General features: G+C 37.5%; 16 protein-coding genes and 1 other RNA gene. 8 read left to right on the top strand and 9 right to left on the bottom strand.

Annotated elements, in window-relative coordinates:
- Positions 1 to 9 precede the first annotated feature (9 nt).
- The 8 genes from lepA (at position 10) to rlmB (ending at position 11,112) form a co-directional block, all read left to right on the top strand.
- Positions 10 to 1,806, top strand: a complete 1,797-nt coding sequence (gene lepA / locus A9G10_RS10805; RefSeq protein WP_065559570.1) for a translation elongation factor 4 — start codon at positions 10 to 12, stop codon at positions 1,804 to 1,806.
- Between the two features lie 20 nt (positions 1,807 to 1,826).
- Positions 1,827 to 2,828, top strand: coding sequence for a signal peptidase I (gene lepB, locus A9G10_RS10800; RefSeq protein WP_065559569.1), 1,002 nt, complete (start codon positions 1,827 to 1,829; stop codon positions 2,826 to 2,828).
- A 5-nt stretch (positions 2,829 to 2,833) separates the two neighbouring features.
- The gene (rnc, locus tag A9G10_RS10795; protein WP_065559568.1) at positions 2,834 to 3,514 is read left to right on the top strand and encodes a ribonuclease III; all 681 of its coding nucleotides are present in this window, start codon (positions 2,834 to 2,836) and stop codon (positions 3,512 to 3,514) included.
- Positions 3,511 to 4,416, top strand: coding sequence for a GTPase Era (era, locus tag A9G10_RS10790; protein WP_065559567.1), 906 nt, complete (start codon positions 3,511 to 3,513; stop codon positions 4,414 to 4,416). Before rnc ends, era begins: the two co-directional genes overlap by 4 nt.
- Before the next feature lie 387 nt (positions 4,417 to 4,803).
- On the top strand, positions 4,804 to 6,396 hold the full coding sequence (purH, locus tag A9G10_RS10785; protein ID WP_065559566.1) for a bifunctional phosphoribosylaminoimidazolecarboxamide formyltransferase/IMP cyclohydrolase: 1,593 nt from the start codon (positions 4,804 to 4,806) through the stop codon (positions 6,394 to 6,396).
- Positions 6,397 to 6,441: 45 nt separating this feature from the next.
- Entirely contained in the window at positions 6,442 to 7,737 is a 1,296-nt protein-coding gene (purD, locus tag A9G10_RS10780; protein ID WP_065559565.1) for a phosphoribosylamine--glycine ligase, read from the top strand.
- Between the two features lie 192 nt (positions 7,738 to 7,929).
- The gene (gene rnr / locus A9G10_RS10775; protein ID WP_065559564.1) at positions 7,930 to 10,359 is read left to right on the top strand and encodes a ribonuclease R; all 2,430 of its coding nucleotides are present in this window, start codon (positions 7,930 to 7,932) and stop codon (positions 10,357 to 10,359) included.
- Positions 10,360 to 11,112, top strand: coding sequence for a 23S rRNA (guanosine(2251)-2'-O)-methyltransferase RlmB (rlmB, locus tag A9G10_RS10770; protein ID WP_065559563.1), 753 nt, complete (start codon positions 10,360 to 10,362; stop codon positions 11,110 to 11,112).
- Positions 11,113 to 11,381: 269 nt separating this feature from the next.
- On the opposite strand, the gene A9G10_RS10765 is transcribed toward rlmB, so the two are convergent.
- The 9 genes from A9G10_RS10765 to epmA all read right to left on the bottom strand — a co-directional run bounded on the left by A9G10_RS10765 (position 11,382) and on the right by epmA (position 19,706).
- Complete coding sequence (locus A9G10_RS10765) at positions 11,382 to 12,842, bottom strand: catalase (protein ID WP_065559562.1); 1,461 nt, start codon at positions 12,840 to 12,842, stop codon at positions 11,382 to 11,384.
- A 293-nt stretch (positions 12,843 to 13,135) separates the two neighbouring features.
- Positions 13,136 to 13,681: a 5-formyltetrahydrofolate cyclo-ligase gene (locus A9G10_RS10760; RefSeq protein ID WP_065559561.1), complete on the bottom strand. Its 546-nt coding sequence runs from the start codon at positions 13,679 to 13,681 to the stop codon at positions 13,136 to 13,138.
- A 24-nt stretch (positions 13,682 to 13,705) separates the two neighbouring features.
- Positions 13,706 to 13,888, bottom strand: a non-coding RNA gene (gene ssrS, locus A9G10_RS10755) — 6S RNA.
- A 56-nt stretch (positions 13,889 to 13,944) separates the two neighbouring features.
- Positions 13,945 to 14,238: a cell division protein ZapA gene (gene zapA / locus A9G10_RS10750; protein WP_065559560.1), complete on the bottom strand. Its 294-nt coding sequence runs from the start codon at positions 14,236 to 14,238 to the stop codon at positions 13,945 to 13,947.
- 7 nt (positions 14,239 to 14,245) lie between these two features.
- The gene (gene dxs, locus A9G10_RS10745; protein WP_143426005.1) at positions 14,246 to 16,102 is read right to left on the bottom strand and encodes a 1-deoxy-D-xylulose-5-phosphate synthase; all 1,857 of its coding nucleotides are present in this window, start codon (positions 16,100 to 16,102) and stop codon (positions 14,246 to 14,248) included.
- A 21-nt stretch (positions 16,103 to 16,123) separates the two neighbouring features.
- Entirely contained in the window at positions 16,124 to 16,996 is an 873-nt protein-coding gene (gene ispA / locus A9G10_RS10740; protein ID WP_081299194.1) for a (2E,6E)-farnesyl diphosphate synthase, read from the bottom strand.
- Complete coding sequence (gene xseB, locus A9G10_RS10735; protein ID WP_065559557.1) at positions 16,986 to 17,231, bottom strand: exodeoxyribonuclease VII small subunit; 246 nt, start codon at positions 17,229 to 17,231, stop codon at positions 16,986 to 16,988. Before xseB ends, ispA begins: the two co-directional genes overlap by 11 nt.
- 130 nt (positions 17,232 to 17,361) lie before the next feature.
- Positions 17,362 to 18,729, bottom strand: coding sequence for a DNA recombination protein RmuC (gene rmuC, locus A9G10_RS10730; RefSeq protein WP_065559556.1), 1,368 nt, complete (start codon positions 18,727 to 18,729; stop codon positions 17,362 to 17,364).
- A gap of 2 nt (positions 18,730 to 18,731) precedes the next feature.
- On the bottom strand, positions 18,732 to 19,706 hold the full coding sequence (epmA, locus tag A9G10_RS10725) for an elongation factor P--(R)-beta-lysine ligase (RefSeq protein WP_218837401.1): 975 nt from the start codon (positions 19,704 to 19,706) through the stop codon (positions 18,732 to 18,734).
- Positions 19,707 to 19,762: the final 56 nt, after the last annotated feature.

The raw sequence follows: 19,762 nt of genomic DNA, 5'->3' as shown, positions 1-19,762 counted from the left end.
TTTATTGATATGAATAAAAATATCCGCAATTTTTCAATTATTGCTCATATTGACCATGGTAAATCTACACTTTCAGACCGCATCATACAAATTTGTGGAGGCCTGTCTGATCGTGAAATGGCAGCACAAGTTTTAGATTCAATGGATCTTGAACGTGAACGTGGTATAACAATTAAAGCACAAAGTGTTACTCTCGATTATCATGCAAAAAATGGTGAGACATATCAGCTTAATTTTATTGACACTCCCGGTCATGTTGACTTTTCTTACGAAGTATCACGATCGTTAGCGGCTTGTGAAGGGGCACTGTTAGTGGTTGATGCAGGTCAAGGCGTTGAAGCACAAACTTTAGCAAACTGTTATACCGCTTTAGATATGAATCTTGAAGTTGTCCCAGTACTTAATAAAATTGATTTGCCAGCAGCTGAGCCGGAACGTGTGGCAGAAGAAATCGAAGATATTGTCGGTATTGATGCCTCTAATGCTGTTCGCTGTTCTGCAAAAACAGGTGTGGGGGTTATTGATGTACTCGAACAATTGGTTAATGATATTCCGCCACCTGAAGGTGATTCAAATGCACCTTTGCAAGCATTGATAATTGACTCATGGTTTGATAATTATCTTGGTGTTGTGTCTTTAATTCGCATTAAAAATGGTGAACTAAAGAAAGGGGATAAAATCAAAGTGATGAGCACTGGAATGACTTACAATGTTGATCGCCTTGGAATATTTACCCCAAAACAAGTCGACAAAACCTGTTTACAATGTGGTGAAGTCGGTTGGGTTGTCTGTGCAATTAAAGATATTTTAGGGGCTCCTGTTGGTGATACATTAACTTCTGCTAAAACACCGGCAGAAAATCCTTTACCGGGGTTCAAAAAAGTAAAACCACAGGTTTATGCCGGGTTATTCCCGACCAGTTCGGATGATTATGAAGCTTTTCGTGATGCACTTGGAAAATTAAGCCTAAATGATGCATCGCTATTTTATGAGCCAGAAAACTCAGGTGCATTAGGGTTTGGTTTCCGTTGTGGTTTCCTTGGATTATTACACATGGAAATCATTCAAGAGCGATTAGAACGTGAATACAACTTAGATTTGATTACGACAGCGCCAACGGTAGTTTATGAAGTGCTGACAACCTCAAACGAGATAATCTATGTTGATAGCCCTGCTAAACTACCTGCTGTTAACAATATTCAAGAATTGCGTGAGCCTATTGCTGAGTGTAACATTTTGGTACCGCAGACTTATCTTGGCAATGTTATTACACTTTGTGTTGAAAAGCGTGGGGTACAAACGCACATGGTTTATCATGGAAATCAGGTGGCGTTAACCTATGAAATCCCTATGACTGAAGTGGTCTTAGATTTCTTTGATAAATTAAAGTCAACTTCTCGTGGTTATGCTTCATTGGATTATAGTTTCAAACGTTTCCAAGTTGCCGATATGGTTAGGTTAGATGTACTTATTAACGGAGAACGTGTCGATGCGTTAGCGTTAATCACTCATAAGGACAATGCACCTTACCGTGGTCGCGAATTAGTTGAAAAAATGAAAGATTTAATTCCACGTCAACAATTTGATATTGCTATTCAAGCAGCAATCGGAAATCATATCATTGCGCGTTCGACCGTTAAGCAATTACGTAAAAATGTATTAGCAAAATGTTATGGTGGTGATGTTAGTCGTAAGAAAAAACTTTTACAAAAACAAAAAGAGGGTAAAAAACGCATGAAACAAGTGGGTAATGTTGAATTACCACAAGAAGCGTTTTTAGCTATTTTACATGTCGGTAAAGATTAACCAGTAAAAGAGGAAAAAAAATGGCTAATACATTCGCCATCATATTAACAATAGCAACATTGATAACAGGTATCTTTTGGTTTTTAGAAAAATACCGCTGGAAGCCTGCAAGACAGCGTAAAGTTGAGGAAGTCCGTAAACAATGCAATGGTGAAATCGATGGAAAAGTGCTTGCTCAAGTCGGTAAACCAAAAGGCTGGGTAGAAAATTTAGCCTCATTTTTCCCTGTTCTTTTTGTTGTATTTTTCATCCGCTCGTTTCTATATGAACCGTTTCAGATTCCGTCTGGTTCGATGATGCAGACACTTTTGATTGGTGATTTTATTGCTGTTCAGAAATATTCTTATGGATTGCGTGATCCCATTACTAATACGGTCATTATATCGACAGGGCACCCTAAACGCGGAGATGTTGCCGTTTTTAAACACCCAGATGGTTCAAAAATTGATTTAATTAAGCGTGTAGTTGGATTGCCTGGTGATAAAATTGTTTACTCAGTTCAAGACAAAAAACTCTTTATTTATCCTGCTTGCCAAAGTAGTGATACCAACTGTGTAGGGCAAAAAACGCAACCACTGGATTTACATTACAGTGAACCAAAATTAAGTAATTGGAAACAAGTTTATCAGCAATTCAAATCAGGGCCTAATTTTTATACTTTAGAACAGTATAAAGAAAAAGGTATTGCTGATTCAAACTCTGTCGAATCATTAAATATAAACATACAGCAAGAAACACTAGGTGATGAACCACACGATATTTTAACAACGGAAAACATAATTGAAAAACCTGAATACTTCTTCCATCAAAATGGACTACCGCTTGCGACTTGGGTTGTACCGGAAGGCAATTACTTTATGATGGGTGATAATCGTGATAACAGTGGCGACAGCCGTTATTTTGGATTTGTGCCTGAATCAAACTTCGTTGGTAAAGCGACAGCAATATGGATTAGCTTTGAAAAACAACCCGATGAATGGCCTACGGGGATTCGCTTTAGCCGTATTGGAGGCATACACTAGTCGCCATGAGTATTAAAAATTTAAAATCATTGCAACAGTCGATTGGCTATCAGTTTCAAAACCTTTCGTTACTTGAATTAGCCTTAACTCATCGAAGTGCGAATAAACGACATAACGAACGCCTAGAGTTTCTAGGCGATTCTATTTTAAGCTTTGCCATTGCAGACGATCTTTTTCATCGATTTAAACAGCAAGATGAAGGTGATTTAAGTCAGATGCGAGCAAGCTTAGTTTGTGGCACAACATTGGCTGAAATAGGCAAAGCATTTAATTTAGGAAATTATCTGACCTTAGGACAAGGTGAATTAAAAAGCGGTGGTTTTCGTCGGGAATCAATTATCGCTGATGCAGTTGAAGCCATTATTGGTGCGATCTATTTAGATAGTAATATTGAAAATGTCAGGCGGTTAATATTGTCTTGGTATCAGAGCCGGTTAGTAGAAATTAAACCGGGTGTGAAACAAAAAGATGCGAAAACAAGACTTCAAGAATACTTGCAAGGGATACATCAAGAACGCCCTTGTTATTTGATCCTCGAAGTCACAGGTGATAAACACGAGCAAGAATTTTTGATTCAATGCAAACTTGAAAATGATGATCATCAATATTTAGGGCGAGGACTTAGTCGCCGTAAAGCCGAACAAGCTGCTGCTCAACAAGCACTCAATCAATTAGGTATAAAATGACAGAAACAACACAACATTGTGGATTCGTTGCCATCGTAGGTCGACCAAACGTCGGCAAATCAACTTTATTAAATCAATTATTAGGTCAAAAAGTTTCTATTACCTCGCGTAAAGCTCAAACAACACGTCATCGTATTGTGGGCATTGATACTCAAGGTAATGACCAAATAATTTATATCGATACACCAGGTCTTCATATTGAAGAAAAAAGAGCGATTAACCGCCTCATGAATCGAGCGGCAAGTAGCTCTATTGGTGATGTAGAGTTGGTGATTTTTGTCGTTGAAGGTACGCACTGGACCGATGATGACGAAATGGTTGCTAACAAATTGAAAGATTGTAAGTCGCCGGTCTTATTAGTGATCAATAAAATTGATAATGTTACCGATAAAACCCAATTGTTACCTCATATTCAAGAAATCAGTCAAAAAGTCAATTTTCTTGACGTCGTACCAATTAGCGCTGAAAAAGGTGAAGGTATTGATATCATCAAAGATATTGTGAAAAAACATTTACCGGTTGGGGAACACCATTTTCCAGAAGATTACATTACTGACCGATCGCAACGTTTCATGGCATCGGAAATCATTCGTGAAAAATTAATGCGTTTTTTAGGCGATGAATTGCCTTATTCGGTAACCGTTGAAATCGAACAATTTAAAGTTGATGAACGTACAGGCATGTATCGAATCAATGGGTTGATATTAGTCGAACGTGATGGTCAAAAGAAAATGGTCATTGGCAATAAAGGTGAAAAGATCAAAAAAATTGGGATTGAAGCTCGTAAAGATATGCAATCTTTTTTTGATACCAAAGTTCACCTAGAGTTATGGGTTAAAGTCAAAGCGGGTTGGGCTGATGACGAGCGTGCATTACGCAGTCTTGGCTATAGTGACGATTAAACCTCATTGCTTAGTTATTTGATGAGTTATCAATTTAGTTTAGGTTATACCGCTTCATTGATGACTCATTTTTTAACCAAATAAATTTTATTGCGATACTCACACATCAAAACCAGCTACCTATCAATTTATCAGCTACTACCAATCAAACAATTTTTTTTATTTTACAAAAAATCAGATCACTTTTATAACTAAAAAAGCTTGTTCTATTTTTTAAGGTGAAATTTTCAAATGCTCCATATGCTAGGCTTAAAATGTTAGATTCGCTTTGCAGGATATAATTAAATTTATCAGAATATAAACTAATCACTAAACATCGATGATGCTTTTCTATATAATACCGATTCAATTGATTTGGATTTAAAGTATTAACTTCGGAGCCCCATCATGCAGCAGTTTCGACCTATTCATCGCGCTTTACTTAGCGTATCTGACAAAACCGGTATTATCGAATTTGCCCAAGCTCTTCATCAACGAAACGTTGAACTTCTTTCTACGGGCGGTACCGCTAAATTGCTTATGAAACACAATATTCCCGTCATTGAGGTTTCAGACTATACCGGATTTCCTGAGATGATGGAGGGTAGAGTCAAAACACTTCATCCTAAAATTCATGGTGGAATTTTAGGGCGGCGAGGTTTAGATGATGATGTGATGCATCAACATCAAATTGCACCGATTGATATGGTCGTGGTTAACTTGTATCCCTTTGCTGACACCGTCGCTAAATCAGATTGCCGTTTAGAAGATGCCGTTGAAAATATTGATATTGGTGGCCCCACCATGGTACGTGCCGCGGCTAAAAATCATCAAGATGTCGCTATTGTTGTTGATTACAATGATTATGCGGCCATTATTGAATTGATGGATCAGCAACACAATTCCCTGAGCTACTCATATCGTTTCAATTTGGCGATTAAAGCTTTTGAACACACAGCAAAATATGATGGTATGATTGCCAACTATTTTGGGCAGTTTGTGCCACCTTATTATGGTGAAACCGATAAAGTGTCTGGACAATTTCCACGAACATTGAATCTTCAATTTATTAAAAAACAGGATATGCGTTATGGTGAAAATGCACATCAAAAAGCGGCTTTTTATATTGATGAAGATATAAATGAGGCATCGATAGCGACCGCTAAACAATTACAAGGTAAGGCACTTTCTTATAACAATATTGCGGATGCGGATGCCGCACTTGAATGCGTTAAATCCTTTGATGAGCCAGCGTGTGTGATTGTCAAACACGCTAATCCTTGCGGAGTGGCTGTAAGTGATACCCTTTTGAATGCTTACTTAAATGCGTTTAAAACCGATCCAACGTCTGCTTTTGGTGGGATTATTGCTTTTAATCGTCCTTTAGATGCAAAAACGGCAACCAGAATTGTAGAAAACCAATTTGTAGAAGTGATTATAGCACCGTCAATTAATGAAGATGCGCTTGCCATAATACAGACGAAAAAAAATGTACGGGTATTAGCTTGTGGTCAATGGTCGCAATCAGCGAATAGTCGTTTAGATTTTAAACGAGTAAATGGTGGACTGTTAGTTCAAGAACATGACAAAGGTATGGTCACCGAAAATCAATTAACAGTGGTGACCAAACGACAACCAACTAAAAAAGAACTATCTGATGCACTCTTTTGCTGGAAAGTGGCAAAGTTTGTTAAATCCAATGCTATTGTTTATGCCAAAGATAACATGACCATTGGCATTGGAGCAGGACAAATGAGTCGTGTTTATTCGGCTAAAATAGCCGGTATTAAAGCGCAAGATGAAAATTTAGAAGTAGCGGGCTGTGTGGTCGCATCTGATGCATTTTTTCCATTCAGAGACGGCATTGATGCTGCGGCTAAAGTAGGGGTAACTTGTGTCATTCAGCCAGGTGGTTCTATCCGTGATGATGAGGTTATTCAAGCTGCTAATGAACATAATATTGCAATGATTTTTACTAATATGCGTCATTTTAGACATTGATCGTATAATATAAATGTCAGTTAAGAACAAATTAAAGGAATGGGTATGAAAGTATTGGTTATTGGTAATGGTGGTCGTGAGCATGCTTTAGCATGGAAAGCGGCACAGTCACCTTTGGTTACAAAAGTTTTTGTCGCACCGGGTAATGCAGGTACAGCACTTGAGCCTAATTTAGAAAATATTAATATCAAAGCAAATGATATTAGTGGATTACTTAATTTTGCCCAGCAACAACAAATTGATTTAACCATAGTGGGGCCTGAAGTCCCATTAGTACTAGGTGTTGTTGATAGTTTTAAAAAAGCTGGATTAAACATTTTTGGACCAACTAAATCGGCAGCTCAGCTAGAAGGTTCTAAAGCTTTTACTAAAGATTTTTTAGCGCGTCATCAAATCCCCACTGCTGAATATCAAACTTTTACCGAAATTGATCCTGCCATTGCCTATATACGTGACAAAGGCGCCCCAATTGTGATTAAAGCCGACGGGTTAGCTGCCGGTAAAGGGGTTATTGTTGCCATGACTCTTGAAGAAGCTGAAAATGCTGTACGTGACATGCTAGCGGGTAATGCATTTGGTGATGCTGGTCATCGAGTGGTTATCGAAGAATTTTTAACCGGCGAAGAAGCCAGTTTTATTGTTATGGTTGACGGCAAGCATGTCGAGCCAATGGCAACAAGTCAAGATCATAAACGAGTTGGTGACGGTGATACGGGTTTAAATACGGGGGGAATGGGCGCTTACTCTCCAGCACCTGTTGTGACAGATGACGTGTTTACTAAAGTTATGGAACAAATTATCTATCCAACTGTAAATGGCATGGCTCAAGAAGGCAATGTTTATGTTGGCTTTTTGTATGCAGGCTTGATGATTGATAAACAGGGTAATCCTAAAGTGATTGAATTTAATTGTCGCTTTGGCGATCCCGAAACCCAACCCATTATGATGCGTATGCAATCAGACTTGATTGAGTTATGTTTGGCGGCGATAAATGGTCAATTAAGTACGGTTAAATCCAACTGGGATCGAAGACCTGCATTAGGTGTCGTTATGGCTGCTGGTGGTTATCCGGGTGAATATAATACCCAAGATACAATCATGGGTTTACCTACCGAATCAACATCTAATTGTAAAGTGTTCCATGCAGGTACCAGTTTTGAAAAAGGGCATGTGTTAACTAACGGTGGTCGTGTGCTTTGTGTCACCGCTTTAGGCGATTCAGTAATGGACGCTCAGCAACGTGCTTATCAACAAGTTGATAAAATCCATTGGCATGGCTGTTTTTACCGTCATGATATCGGTTATCGAGCTATTGAGCGTGAAAAAACACTAAATAGATGAGTAAAAGATTGAATTTATATCATTTATGGACTTAAAAATGCCGAATTAGATTCGGTTTTGATGTTAATAATTCAGTTTTGTTTGGCTATGTAAATTATATCGATAAAGATTAGTAGTAAAAAGGAATGTTTATTTTAAGTTACATAACTCTATGTTATGCTACCGATTAAATATGATCTCTGGATATTCCTTATGATAAACGATCCATTTTATGAACGAGAAGCACAAAAATATGATTCTCCGATAGCCAGTCGCGAATTAATATTAGATTACCTAACCAAAGAGGCGAAGCCTGCTAATTTAGAAAAAATTGCCCAAGCCGTTTCTATTAAAAATGAAGAACAAAAAGAAGCACTACATCGTCGCTTACGTGCAATGGAACGCGATGGTCAAGTCGTGTTTACACGCCGTAAATGTTATGCACTTCCTGAAAAGTTAGATATGGTTAAGGGGAAGGTGATTGCACATCGTGATGGTTTTGGATTTTTACGTGTTGAAGGAAATCCTGAAGATTACTTTTTGTCGCCAGAACAGATGAAAAAAGTCTTACAAGGTGATGTAATTTTAGCTCAACCACTAAGTAATCAATATCGCGGAAAAACAGAAGCACGTGTTGTGCGTATTTTAGAGCCTCGCAGTAATTTAATTGTTGGTCGCTACTTTATTGAACAAGGCGTTGGATTTGTAGTGCCTGATGATAGTCGCTTAAATTTTGATATTTTAATCACTGGTAAACCGAAACGAACTGTACGCATGGGAGCGGTCGTCGTTGTTGAGTTACAACAACGCCCTGAACGTCGTCAAAAAGCAGTCGGTGTCATTAAAGAAGTCCTTGGTGAAAACATGGGGACTAACTTAGCCATAGATATTGCCCTTCGTAATCATGAGATCCCATATGAATTTCCTAAAGCTGTTGAAAAAGAGGTAAGTAAATTCGGTGATGAAGTGCCCGAAAAAGCCAAAAAAGGGCGTAAAGATTTACGAGATCTACCTTTAGTCACCATTGATGGTGAAGATGCACGTGATTTTGATGATGCAGTGTATTGCCAAAAAAATCGTGGTGGAGGTTACCGGTTATGGGTGGCAATAGCCGATGTCAGTTATTACGTCAGACCCGATAAAGCACTTGATAAAGAAGCCTGCTTACGTGGTACATCGGTGTATTTTCCTTCTCGTGTCGTGCCGATGTTGCCAGAGGCGTTATCAAATGGACTTTGTTCGCTTAATCCACAGGTAGATAGACTATGTTTAGTTTGTGAAATGACCATATCAAACAAAGGTCGTTTGACTGGTTATCAATTTTACGACGCTGTGATGAATTCACATGCCAGATTGACTTACACGAAAGTGGCAAAAATTTTAGACGGTGATAAAGAGCTACGTCAACATTACCATGATTTAGTGCCACATTTAGAAAACCTATATGGCTTATACAAAGTATTGGATAAGTCACGAATTGCGCGTGGAGCGATTGGTTTTGAATCGGAAGAACCGAAATTTATTTTCAATGCCGATAAACGGATCGAAAGTATTGAGTTAGCACAACGTAATGATGCACATAAAATTATTGAAGAGTGTATGATTTTAGCTAATGTTGCAGCAGCAAAACTGGTGATTGAAGCGGACGTACCTGCTTTGTTTCGTGTTCATGATCGTCCTGATGAAGAGCGAATGAATAACTTGCGTAGCATCTTACAAGAACTAGGATTATCGTTAGGTGGCGGTGTTAATCCAAAATCAAAAGATATTGCTGAGTTGATGCTAGCGATTGAAGATCGTATTGATAGTGATATGTTACAGACAGTTATTTTACGTTCAATGAAACAAGCGATTTATGATCCAGAAAATCGAGGCCATTTTGGGCTTGCACTTGAAGAATATGGTCATTTTACCTCGCCAATTCGACGTTACCCAGATTTACTGTTACATCGAACCATTAAGTGGATATTAGCCAATGAACAGCATAAAACCAGTAAGACAGGCGGGCATCGTTATACCATTAACGAAATGCTCTATTTTGGCGAACATTGTTCACTGACTGAACGTCGAGCCGATGAGGCAGTGCGTGATGTGGTTGATTGGCTCAAGTGCGATTATATGCAAGATCATGTGGGTGAAGTCTTTAATGGTACCATATCAAGTGTTGTGAACTTCGGGTTTTTTGTCAGATTAGATGATCTGTTTATAGACGGTTTGGTACATGTTTCATCGCTTGAAAATGATTATTATATTTATGACGCATCTCGAAATCGTTTAATTGGTGAAAATACCCATTACAGTTACCGTTTAGGTGATAAAGTAAGTGTTAAAGTAGAAAATGTTAATCCTGAAGAAAGAAAAATTGATTTTGCCTTGGTCAGTAGTAATAATAAGCCTAAGCGGCAAGGCAAAACCGCAAAAACTAAGGCTAAACAGCTAAATGATAAAAATGCTAAGGATGTTGCGCCGACTAAAAAGCGTAAAAACAAAAAATCGGCAGTGAGTGGTAGCGTTAAAAAAAAGGTGAAAGCGACAAATAAAAATAAAGGAAAGCGTAAGAAGCTAGATAAAAATGCGACTAAAATCGCATCGACATCAACAAGTAAAACGGCTAAAAGTAAGAAAGTAAAGAGTAAAAAATAGATGAGTGAAACAGTTTATGGTATTCATGCTATCGAAGCACTATTAACACGTGCTCCTGAAAGAATTATTGAGGTTTATATCGCTAAAGGGCGAGAAGATAAACGTCTTAATAATCTTGTGCATGAAATAGAGCAACTTGGTTTAATCGTTAAAATAACCCACCGCCAGTGGTTAGATGACAAATCTAAAAATGGTGTACATCAAGGTATTTTAGCTGTAGTAAAACCTTGTCGTGGTTATCAGGAAAATGATATTCCATTATTGATGGAACAGCAACACAATCCCGTTATTTTGATTTTAGATGGCGTGACAGATCCGCATAATCTTGGTGCCTGCATCAGAACAGCAGACGCAGCAGGGGTTAATTTTATTATTGTTCCGAAAGATCGTTCGGCTCCGCTTAATTCGACGGCACAAAAAGTGGCTTGTGGAGCCGCTGAAAGTATCCCTGTTGTTCGGGTAACCAATTTAGCTCGTACCATGCGAATGTTACAAGATGAGTATCAAGTGTGGATTGTGGGCACGGCTGGAGAAGCCGAACGTACACTTTATCAAACCGACTTTTACAAATCATCAACAAGTATTCCATTGGCTCTGGTTATGGGCGCAGAAGGGGAAGGAATGCGACGTTTAACCAAAGAACATTGTGATGAATTGGTCAGTATTCCAATGGCGGGAATTGTGTCTTCGCTTAATGTCTCGGTAGCAACGGGCGTTTGCTTATTTGAGATAGTCAGACAAAAAAATAAATAATTAACTAGGATAAAAAGCTTGGTTTAGTTAAATCACTAACCAAGCTGTAAATTGAACAATATTTTGTTGTTTGCCTAAGAATCTCTTCAAACAGTCATCAAAACGGTTTTATATCTATCTATCAAAATATCAACAATGGATTTTAGTTCAGTCCGTCAGCCAAAATAAGCGTAAATACAAATAAATAGCCTATTTATTTAACTTAGCGCTAAATTTGTTAACCATACAGTGCCGATTAAGCAAAATCGGCACTGTGGTTATAAAGTGAACTAACTTTTGATAAGATCGATTTCAATTCCTAATCCATTGGCAATACCTGAACCATAATCAGGGTGGACTTTATAAAAGTGCTTAAGCTGTCTAATTTGGATATCACGATCAACGTTTTTCATTGAACCGACAATATTATCAATCAGTAGCTGTTTTTGATCGGGACGCATTAAATTGAATAATGCGCGTGGCTGTGAATAGTAATCATCGTCAACACGATGATCATGTCTATCCATTGTACCAGCAGGTACATGCATCGGTGGTTCAGCATATTGTGGTTGTTGTTTAGGTGCGCTGTCAACACTATTTGGCTCATAATTAGGCGCATTATCTGGTGTATAAAAGCGCATTGCTCCGTCACGTTGATAATTGTGTACCGGACATTTTGGGGCATTGATCGGTAATTGTTGGTAGTTTGTGCCTATACGATAACGATGTGCATCGGCATAAGCAAAAATTCGCCCCTGTAACATCTTATCTGGCGATAACCCCGTGCCAGGCACGACATTACTTGGTTCAAATGCGGCTTGTTCAACTTCAGCAAAATAGTTTTCCGGATTACGATTAAGTTCCATTACGCCCACTTCAATTAATGGATACTGTTTTTGTGACCACACTTTTGTCACATCAAAAGGGTTTTCGGGATGATGATTGGCTTGTTCTTCTGTCATTACCTGCATATAAAGACGCCATTTAGGATAGTCACCGCGTTCAATTGCATTAAATAAGTCTTCTTGTGCTGAGTCGGGATTGCTACCATCTAATTCGGCTGCTTTTTTAGGATGGATATTTTTAATACCTTGTTCCGTTCTAAAATGCCATTTAACCCAAGTCCGAACATTATCTTTATTAATAATACTGTAAGTATGACTACCAAAACCATGCATATGTCTAAAGCCGTCAGGAATACCACGGTCAGAAAACAAAATGGTAACTTGATGAAGTGACTCCGGTGACAAAGACCAAAAATCCCACATCATTTGCGGATCTTTTAAGTTGGTTTTAGGATCACGTTTTTGGGTGTGAATAAAATCTGGGAATTTGAGGGCATCACGTATAAAAAATACCGGTGTATTGTTACCTACAATATCCCAGTTTCCCTGATCGGTATAAAATTTTACAGAAAATCCTCTAGGATCACGGGCTGTATCGGATGAACCTCGTTCACCGCCAACAGTTGAAAATCGGACAAACACAGGAGTTTGTTTGCCTACTTTGGCAAAAATACTGGCATAAGTATATTGAGTGATATCATTAGTCACGGTAAATGTACCATGTGCACCCGAACCCTTAGCATGTACACGTCTTTCAGGAATGTTCTCACGATTAAATTGTGCAAGTTTCTCAATAAGCTGATAATCATCAATTAATACAGGGCCTCGAGGGCCAGCAGTACGGGAATTTTGATTATCGGCTATTGGAGCTCCATTGTTGGTGGTTAAGGCTTTTTTTTCTGACATTGCTACACTCCTTTTTATTATAAAAAAAAGTCTTAAGAAATAAAATTCCACCATGAGTTAGAATATTTATTCCCTAAGACTTGAGTATGAAACAATAATACAAAACAAAAAAGAACTAAAAGGATGAATAACATACTGTAAAAAGAAAGATTGTAATTTACAAATTATTACTTTTGAATAGCCATTGTTTAAAAAAACAAAGTTAAGAAATGAAGCGTAAATAAGTATACAACTATTCAATTTAAAATGATACAAATTTTAATCACTTTTTTTAATATAATTGTAAAGGTGAATCAGGCATAAATGATTTGAGGTAATTGGATATCCCAAGGTTGGTTGCTTAATTGCTGAATTTTTTGGCAGGCAAAACCTAAACCAATAGGTAAAATTTGGTCTGCTTTATAATTAGCTAGCAAACGATCATAAAATCCGCCCCCCATTCCCAGACGATAACCTCGATCATCGAATGCAACTAAAGGAGTGAAAACAATATCTAATTTTTGATGGGGAATGACATTTAATACATTTAAAGCGGGTTCTAAGATACCATACTTATTTTTGATTAATTGACTGTTAGGCGTGTATTGAATAAAAAGTAAGTGAGTGGACACAAAAGGATGAATTATCGGTAAATAGACAGATTTATTTTGCTGCCATAAATATTCAATAATAGGTTTAGTTTCAATTTCGCCATCAAAAGAGAGAAATATTGCGATATTCTTGGCTTGTCCAACTGCAGTATGATCAGCAATTTTTTGGTAAACTTGTTGCTGGGCAATTTGACGTTGATGAGGCGATAATTGACGCCTTTTTTGGCGAATAATCTGTCGGATGTTCATTAAGTTATCACTTATGAAGAAAAGGAAAACTCCAAGATGTCGTTAGGGTCGTAACCCTTGAACCCAAGGTTCAAGGTGAACAACGTGTTTTAATTTTTAGGTTTCCTTAACATTAAGGCATACACACCAATTAAAAGTCACATCATTCTAAAGTAAAGAATATCGGCTCAGGGGACTAACCCTTAATCGCGAACATCCCAGAGATGGGTAACATAATACAAAATTTGAAAAATCATACAATAGTATTTTTATTAAATTTACAATTAGAGTGATTCATTGTTCGAGTTTAAAGCCGAATCAAGTAACTGTTGTAATAATTTTAAACGACCACTAAACTGATCACTTTTTTCTTTTTCTTTAGTCAGTTCGTAAGAGATATTCAGTGCAGCCGTCATAATTAGTTGATCACTTCCAACTTGTGGTGATTTTTCACGTAAATTTGTCAAGCGTAGATCGAGATCTCTCGCAGCATTATTGAGGGCGTCCACTTCATCAACTGGACAATTAAATTTTAACGTTCGTCCAAAAATTTGAATAGTGACAGCTTGAGTTTCCATATTTTACCTATTGATTTATAAATTTATTGATTTTATCGATAATATGTTCTGAGTTTAATCCCATTTCAGCTCTAATTTCACTTTGTGATCCTTGTGGAATAAACCTGTCAGGTAATCCAATATTTAAAATATCACATTTTATTTTTTTCGATAACAGGAATTCATTGATGCTACTTCCTGCTCCGCCTTTAATACTATTTTCTTCTATTGTGACTAGTATATTATGGGTTTGGCTAATCTGCAAAAGTACTTTCTCATCTAATGGTTTTACAAAGCGCATATCAATAACTGTAGCATTAATTTGATCGGCAGCTTGTAAAACTTCAGGGAGTAATGTGCCAAAATTGAGTAAAGCTATTTTTTCGCCTTCTCGACATATCTTAGATTGACCTAATGGAATGGAATTTAAAGGTGCTAGCGGTGTTCCTGTGCCTTCTCCTCGAGGATAACGTACTGCGACAGGACCTTGATGAAGATAGCCAGTATATAGCATTTGACGGCACTCATTTTCATCACTTGGTGTCATGATGACTAGATTTGGTATACATCTTAAAAAACTTAAATCAAATGCTCCTTGATGGGTTTCTCCATCTGCACCCACGATACCCGCGCGATCTATCGCAAATAAAACAGGCAGATTTTGTATCGCAATATCATGAATAACTTGATCATAAGCACGTTGTAAAAAAGTAGAATAGATTGCCACAATCGGTTTAAAGTCACTAATAGCAAAACCTGCCGCTAATGTTACCGCATGTTGCTCTGCAATAGCCACATCATAAAACTGGTTGGGATAACGTTTAGCAAATTCAGTCATACCGGAACCTTCACTCATTGCGGGGGTAATAGCGATCAAGCGTTCGTCCTTTTCTGCCATTTCACACAGCCATTCACCAAAAACTTGCGAATAGGTCGGTGCAATTTTTTTATCTAATGGGAAAGTTCCATCAATAGGATCAAACTTTGGTACACCATGCCAAAGTGTCGGATTCTTTTCAGCTGGTTCGTAGCCTTTTCCTTTTTGTGTAATGACATGCAATAACTGAGGGCCTTTTAATTGTCGCACTCTTTGTAGTGTGGTGACTAAATTTTCAATATCATGTCCGTCAATGGGGCCAATGTAATTAAAACCCAGTTCTTCAAATAAAATGGCAGGGGTGATTAAACCTTTTAAATGTTCTTCTGTTTTTTTAACCAACTCTTTTAATGGCGGAATATTGGAAAGAACACGTTTGCCACTTTCTCGAAAAGAAGTATAGGCTTTACTGGATAAAATTTGCGTTAAATGTTGATTTAATGCTCCGGTATTTTCAGAAATGGACATATCATTATCATTTATAATCACTAACATATCGGGTTTGATATGACCTGCATGATTCATTGCTTCAAATGCCATGCCTGCTGTTAATGCACCGTCTCCGATAATGGCTGCAACTTTTTGGCCTGATTGTTTTTTTTGTTCACTAATGGCAATACCTAGTGCTGCACTGATTGAAGTTGAAGAATGTCCTGTTGTTAATACGTCATATTCGCTTTCTTCTCGATGTGGAAAAGAATGTATACCGTCTTTTTGGCGAATAGTCAGCATCTGATCACGGCGACCCGTTAAAATTTTATGCGGATAGGCTTGATGTCCAACATCCCAAATAATTTTATCGAATGGCGTATGATAGACGTAATGTAGGGCGACCGTTAATTCAACTACGCCAAGACCGGAAGCTAAATGTCCACTGGATTGACTAACACTAGTTAACAAAAATTGCCTAAGCTCACGACAAATCGCAGACAATTGCGAAAGCGGATAGCGCCTAAGATCGGTTGGAGAGTTAATTTGTTTTAATAGCGGATAATTATCTAAATTCATCTTTATTATTGAGTGAGTGTGTTAACTATTACGATTAATAATATAACTAGCAAGGTCTTGTAATGGCTTACTATTATAAGGTATTTGCTTCACACTATCGATAGCTTGTTGATAAAGTTGTTGCGTCAACTGTTGCGCATTTTTTAATCCCATTAAGGCAGGGTAAGTACTTTTTTCATGCGCAATATCTGATCCTTGTGGTTTTCCCATAATGGCTTGTTCGCCAATAATATCTAAAATGTCATCTTGAATTTGAAAAGCAAGTCCAATTGCCTTTGCATAATTATCTAAATTAGCATAATAAGGGATAGCTTGATTACCGCTCGCATAGGCGCCTAAGCGTATCGCAGCTTTTATCAAAGCGCCTGTTTTGTAACAGTGAATTTTTTGTAAATGCTCAAGTGATATCGATTGGTGTTCAGCTTGTAAATCAAGTGATTGTCCTAAACACATCCCATCTAAACCACTTGCTTGTGCCAACTCGGTTATCATCCTAATTTTGGCATGATTATCGATGAATTGGCTTTCAGCTAATAATGTAAATGCTAATGATTGTAATGCGTCTCCGGCTAAGATAGCCTGAGCTTCATTAAATTGAATATGACAAGTAGGCTTACCTCGCCGTAAATCATCATTATCCATAGCAGGTAGGTCATCATGAATAAGCGAATAGGTGTGGATTGATTCAATTGCGGCTGCCGGTTCGTCCAAATTAGCAAGTGGACAACCAAACATTTGACCTGTTAAATAGACCAAAATAGGGCGTATTCGCTTACCACCAGCAAGTAAACTGTAACGCATAGCTTGTTGCAAAGTCGATGCTGATTTTTCGGATAAATACGATGATAAAAAAGTATCAATACGATCTTGCAACGTTTTCAAGTTATTCATCATCATCCACTAAAAAATCTGACAATTCAGCATCACTATTTTCAGATAATAAAATTTGTATCCGTTGCTCTGCTTGCTTTAACTGTTTTTGACCGGCTCTGGCAAGCTTGACTCCTTTTTCAAATTCATTCAATGCTTCATCTAAGGGTAGGTCACCATTTTCTAAATGTGTGACGATAGTTTCAAGCTGTTTTAGTGTTTCTTCAAAACTCGGTTCTTTAGTCGTTTTTTTGGGCATAAGGTAATCCTCTTTTTACTCAGTGAGTATACACGTTATTTTAAGAATGGTGAATGACACTTTATCTGTATATTCTAGCATTTAGCGATTTTTAATGCCTGACGTTCTTCAAGATCAATACAATACCTATTTATCGTGTCTGATTTGAAATAGTTTCTTCTTTCTGCTCCAATTCATCTAGAGACACTAAAGCAAGATCAGGATCGATTGGTTTTTTAACCTCAACGCCTAATTCACGAAATTTTTCAATTTGACCAATGACGTTACCTCGACCTTTAGCCAATTTATTCATTGAATTTTGAAAAGTTTGTTGTGCTTTGTCTAAACAGTTACCCAAATTTTCCATATCCTCAACAAAACCACGGACTTTATCATAGAGTTTACTTGCTCTATCGGCAATTAATTCGGCATTGCGATTTTGATATTCAAATCGCCATAAATTATGAATAGTTCGCAGTGCCACTAAAAGCGTGGTTGGACTGACTATCATAATATTATTTTTTAATGCGTCATTGATTAATGAGGGATCCTGATCTATAGCACATAAAAAAGCGGGTTCGACAGGGATAAACATCAGAATATAATCTAACGAATTAATACCGATAAGTTTATGGTAGTCTTTTTGGCTAAGTTGTTTAAGATGATTACGGACAGCTATCAGGTGGTCTGACATGGCTTTAGCTTTGATGACGTCATCTTCGCCATTAAAATAGCGCTCATAAGCAACAAGGGTGACTTTTGAATCAATCACAACATCACCACCTTGAGGTAAATGCACAATGACATCAGGCTGTAATCGTCGATTATCGTCATTGGTTAGATTTACTTGTGTTTCATATTCATAACCTAAACGTAATCCAGAATTATCCAAAATTTGACTGAGGATAAATTCCCCCCAATTCCCTTGAGTTTTATTATTTCCTTTCAAGGCATTGGTAAGATTAATCGCCTCTTTAGTCATAAGTTCATTGAGTTGCTGCAAATTACGAATTTCGTGTGTCAGTGTATGACGCTCTTTCGCTTCTTGACCAAAACTATCTTGAACTTGTTTTTTAAAGCCTTCTAACTGGTCTTTCAGTGGTGACAATAAAAAATCTAAACTCTGTTTATTTTGTTGTTCAATTTTTTTACCACTGTGTTCAAATATACGATTAGCTAAGTTTTCAAATTGCGTTGTAAGGCGTTGCTCGCTTTGTTCAAGAATAGTTTGACGTTCATGCGCAGAATTAAGCGTTTCTTCTAAGCGAGTTTTCAGCTCGCTAATTTTCATATTTTGGGTAACGTGTTGTTGTCGATACGCATTAAGCTCATTTTCTAACTGCATGATTTGTTTAACGAGAGTCTGCAATTCCTCTTTTTTCTGTGATAATTGAATATCGAATAATTGTTTGAGATTATGGCTGGTTAATTGGTTCTTAAAAACAATTATCAATAAAATTAAGGATACACAACCAAAAACAATGGCAATCCAATCAATTAATCCCAACGCAGCAAGCATAATTAAGCCCTTTCAAAAGTAAATGACACCACATCCGCTAAGCTTTGTGACTCAAGCGCTAGCATGATTAGGCGATCTAATCCTACCGCAACGCCTGCACAATCGGGTAATCCTGCTTCCATTGCCGCTAATAATTCAACATCAATATTTTGTTGTGGTAAGTTTAATTTTGTGCGATCCAGATTATTTTGTTCAAATCGTAGCTTTTGTTCTTGCGCATTTGTCAGTTCTTTGAATCCATTGGCAAGTTCTACACCTTTATAATAAAACTCAAAACGACTTGCAACACGATGATCTTCGGAACTGATAGTGGCTAATGCTGCTTGAGAAGCAGGAAAATTAAAGACAGCAATGGGTCTATCTTTCCCGATATGCGGTTCAACGCCTAAGGTAAACAAGCACTGTAATAATGAATCTCGATCATAATCTTCAGTTTTTATACCCATATTGAGTTGATTTGCGGCAGTAATTAATGTTTGATGATCTGCTTCGAGCGGATCAATATTTAAATGACGTTGAAAAGCTTTTTGGTATGAAATCCTTTCAGCAGGCTCACAATCTAAGACGTATTGTAATAGATCGTCGACTTCGTTGATCATTTGCATCATATCAAATTGAATTCGATACCATTCAAGCATAGTAAACTCAGGATTGTGAATTCGACTCACTTCTTCATGATTACGAAAGGATTTACAGATTTGATAGATAGGGCCACTGCCCGCAGCCAGTAAGCGTTTCATATGGTATTCAGGACTGGTAATGAGCGTCATTTTTTGACCTTGAGATGGCTCAAATTCGCCTGGTTTATAAAAAGTGGTATCAAAGGAACTTAAATGCACATCCGTGACAGCATATTGGCTTAAAGTTGGAGTTTCAACTTCTAAAATACATCGGTCAGCAAAAAATTGTCTTACTTGAGAAACGATTTTTGCGCGCTTAAGAAGGTTATTGATAGATGCAGAAGGTTGCCAAGTCATAAAAAAATCCATGAGGGTTGATAATTTATAAAAAGAAATAGGGCTAAAGCCCTATA

The sequence above is a fragment of the Gilliamella sp. wkB308 genome (assembly GCF_001690185.1).
Lineage (GTDB): Bacteria > Pseudomonadota > Gammaproteobacteria > Enterobacterales > Orbaceae > Gilliamella > Gilliamella apicola_I.
Note: the sequence above shows the minus strand (reverse complement) of the source record. Positions and strands in the feature narration are given on the sequence as shown.

What these genes read in the sequence shown, in the direction of transcription:
- dxs (WP_143426005.1), bottom strand. Translation starts at nt 16,102, where the DNA reads ATGAATTTAGATAATTATCCGCTATTAAAACAAATTAACTCTCCAACC.
- A9G10_RS10765 (WP_065559562.1), bottom strand. Translation starts at nt 12,842, where the DNA reads ATGTCAGAAAAAAAAGCCTTAACCACCAACAATGGAGCTCCAATAGCC.
- rnr (WP_065559564.1), top strand. Translation starts at nt 7,930, where the DNA reads ATGATAAACGATCCATTTTATGAACGAGAAGCACAAAAATATGATTCT.
- rmuC (WP_065559556.1), bottom strand. Translation starts at nt 18,729, where the DNA reads ATGCTTGCTGCGTTGGGATTAATTGATTGGATTGCCATTGTTTTTGGT.
- zapA (WP_065559560.1), bottom strand. Translation starts at nt 14,238, where the DNA reads ATGGAAACTCAAGCTGTCACTATTCAAATTTTTGGACGAACGTTAAAA.
- era (WP_065559567.1), top strand. Translation starts at nt 3,511, where the DNA reads ATGACAGAAACAACACAACATTGTGGATTCGTTGCCATCGTAGGTCGA.
- purH (WP_065559566.1), top strand. Translation starts at nt 4,804, where the DNA reads ATGCAGCAGTTTCGACCTATTCATCGCGCTTTACTTAGCGTATCTGAC.
- lepB (WP_065559569.1), top strand. Translation starts at nt 1,827, where the DNA reads ATGGCTAATACATTCGCCATCATATTAACAATAGCAACATTGATAACA.
- epmA (WP_218837401.1), bottom strand. Translation starts at nt 19,706, where the DNA reads ATGACTTGGCAACCTTCTGCATCTATCAATAACCTTCTTAAGCGCGCA.
- rnc (WP_065559568.1), top strand. Translation starts at nt 2,834, where the DNA reads ATGAGTATTAAAAATTTAAAATCATTGCAACAGTCGATTGGCTATCAG.
- xseB (WP_065559557.1), bottom strand. Translation starts at nt 17,231, where the DNA reads ATGCCCAAAAAAACGACTAAAGAACCGAGTTTTGAAGAAACACTAAAA.
- purD (WP_065559565.1), top strand. Translation starts at nt 6,442, where the DNA reads ATGAAAGTATTGGTTATTGGTAATGGTGGTCGTGAGCATGCTTTAGCA.
- lepA (WP_065559570.1), top strand. Translation starts at nt 10, where the DNA reads ATGAATAAAAATATCCGCAATTTTTCAATTATTGCTCATATTGACCAT.
- rlmB (WP_065559563.1), top strand. Translation starts at nt 10,360, where the DNA reads ATGAGTGAAACAGTTTATGGTATTCATGCTATCGAAGCACTATTAACA.
- ispA (WP_081299194.1), bottom strand. Translation starts at nt 16,996, where the DNA reads ATGATGAATAACTTGAAAACGTTGCAAGATCGTATTGATACTTTTTTA.
- A9G10_RS10760 (WP_065559561.1), bottom strand. Translation starts at nt 13,681, where the DNA reads ATGAACATCCGACAGATTATTCGCCAAAAAAGGCGTCAATTATCGCCT.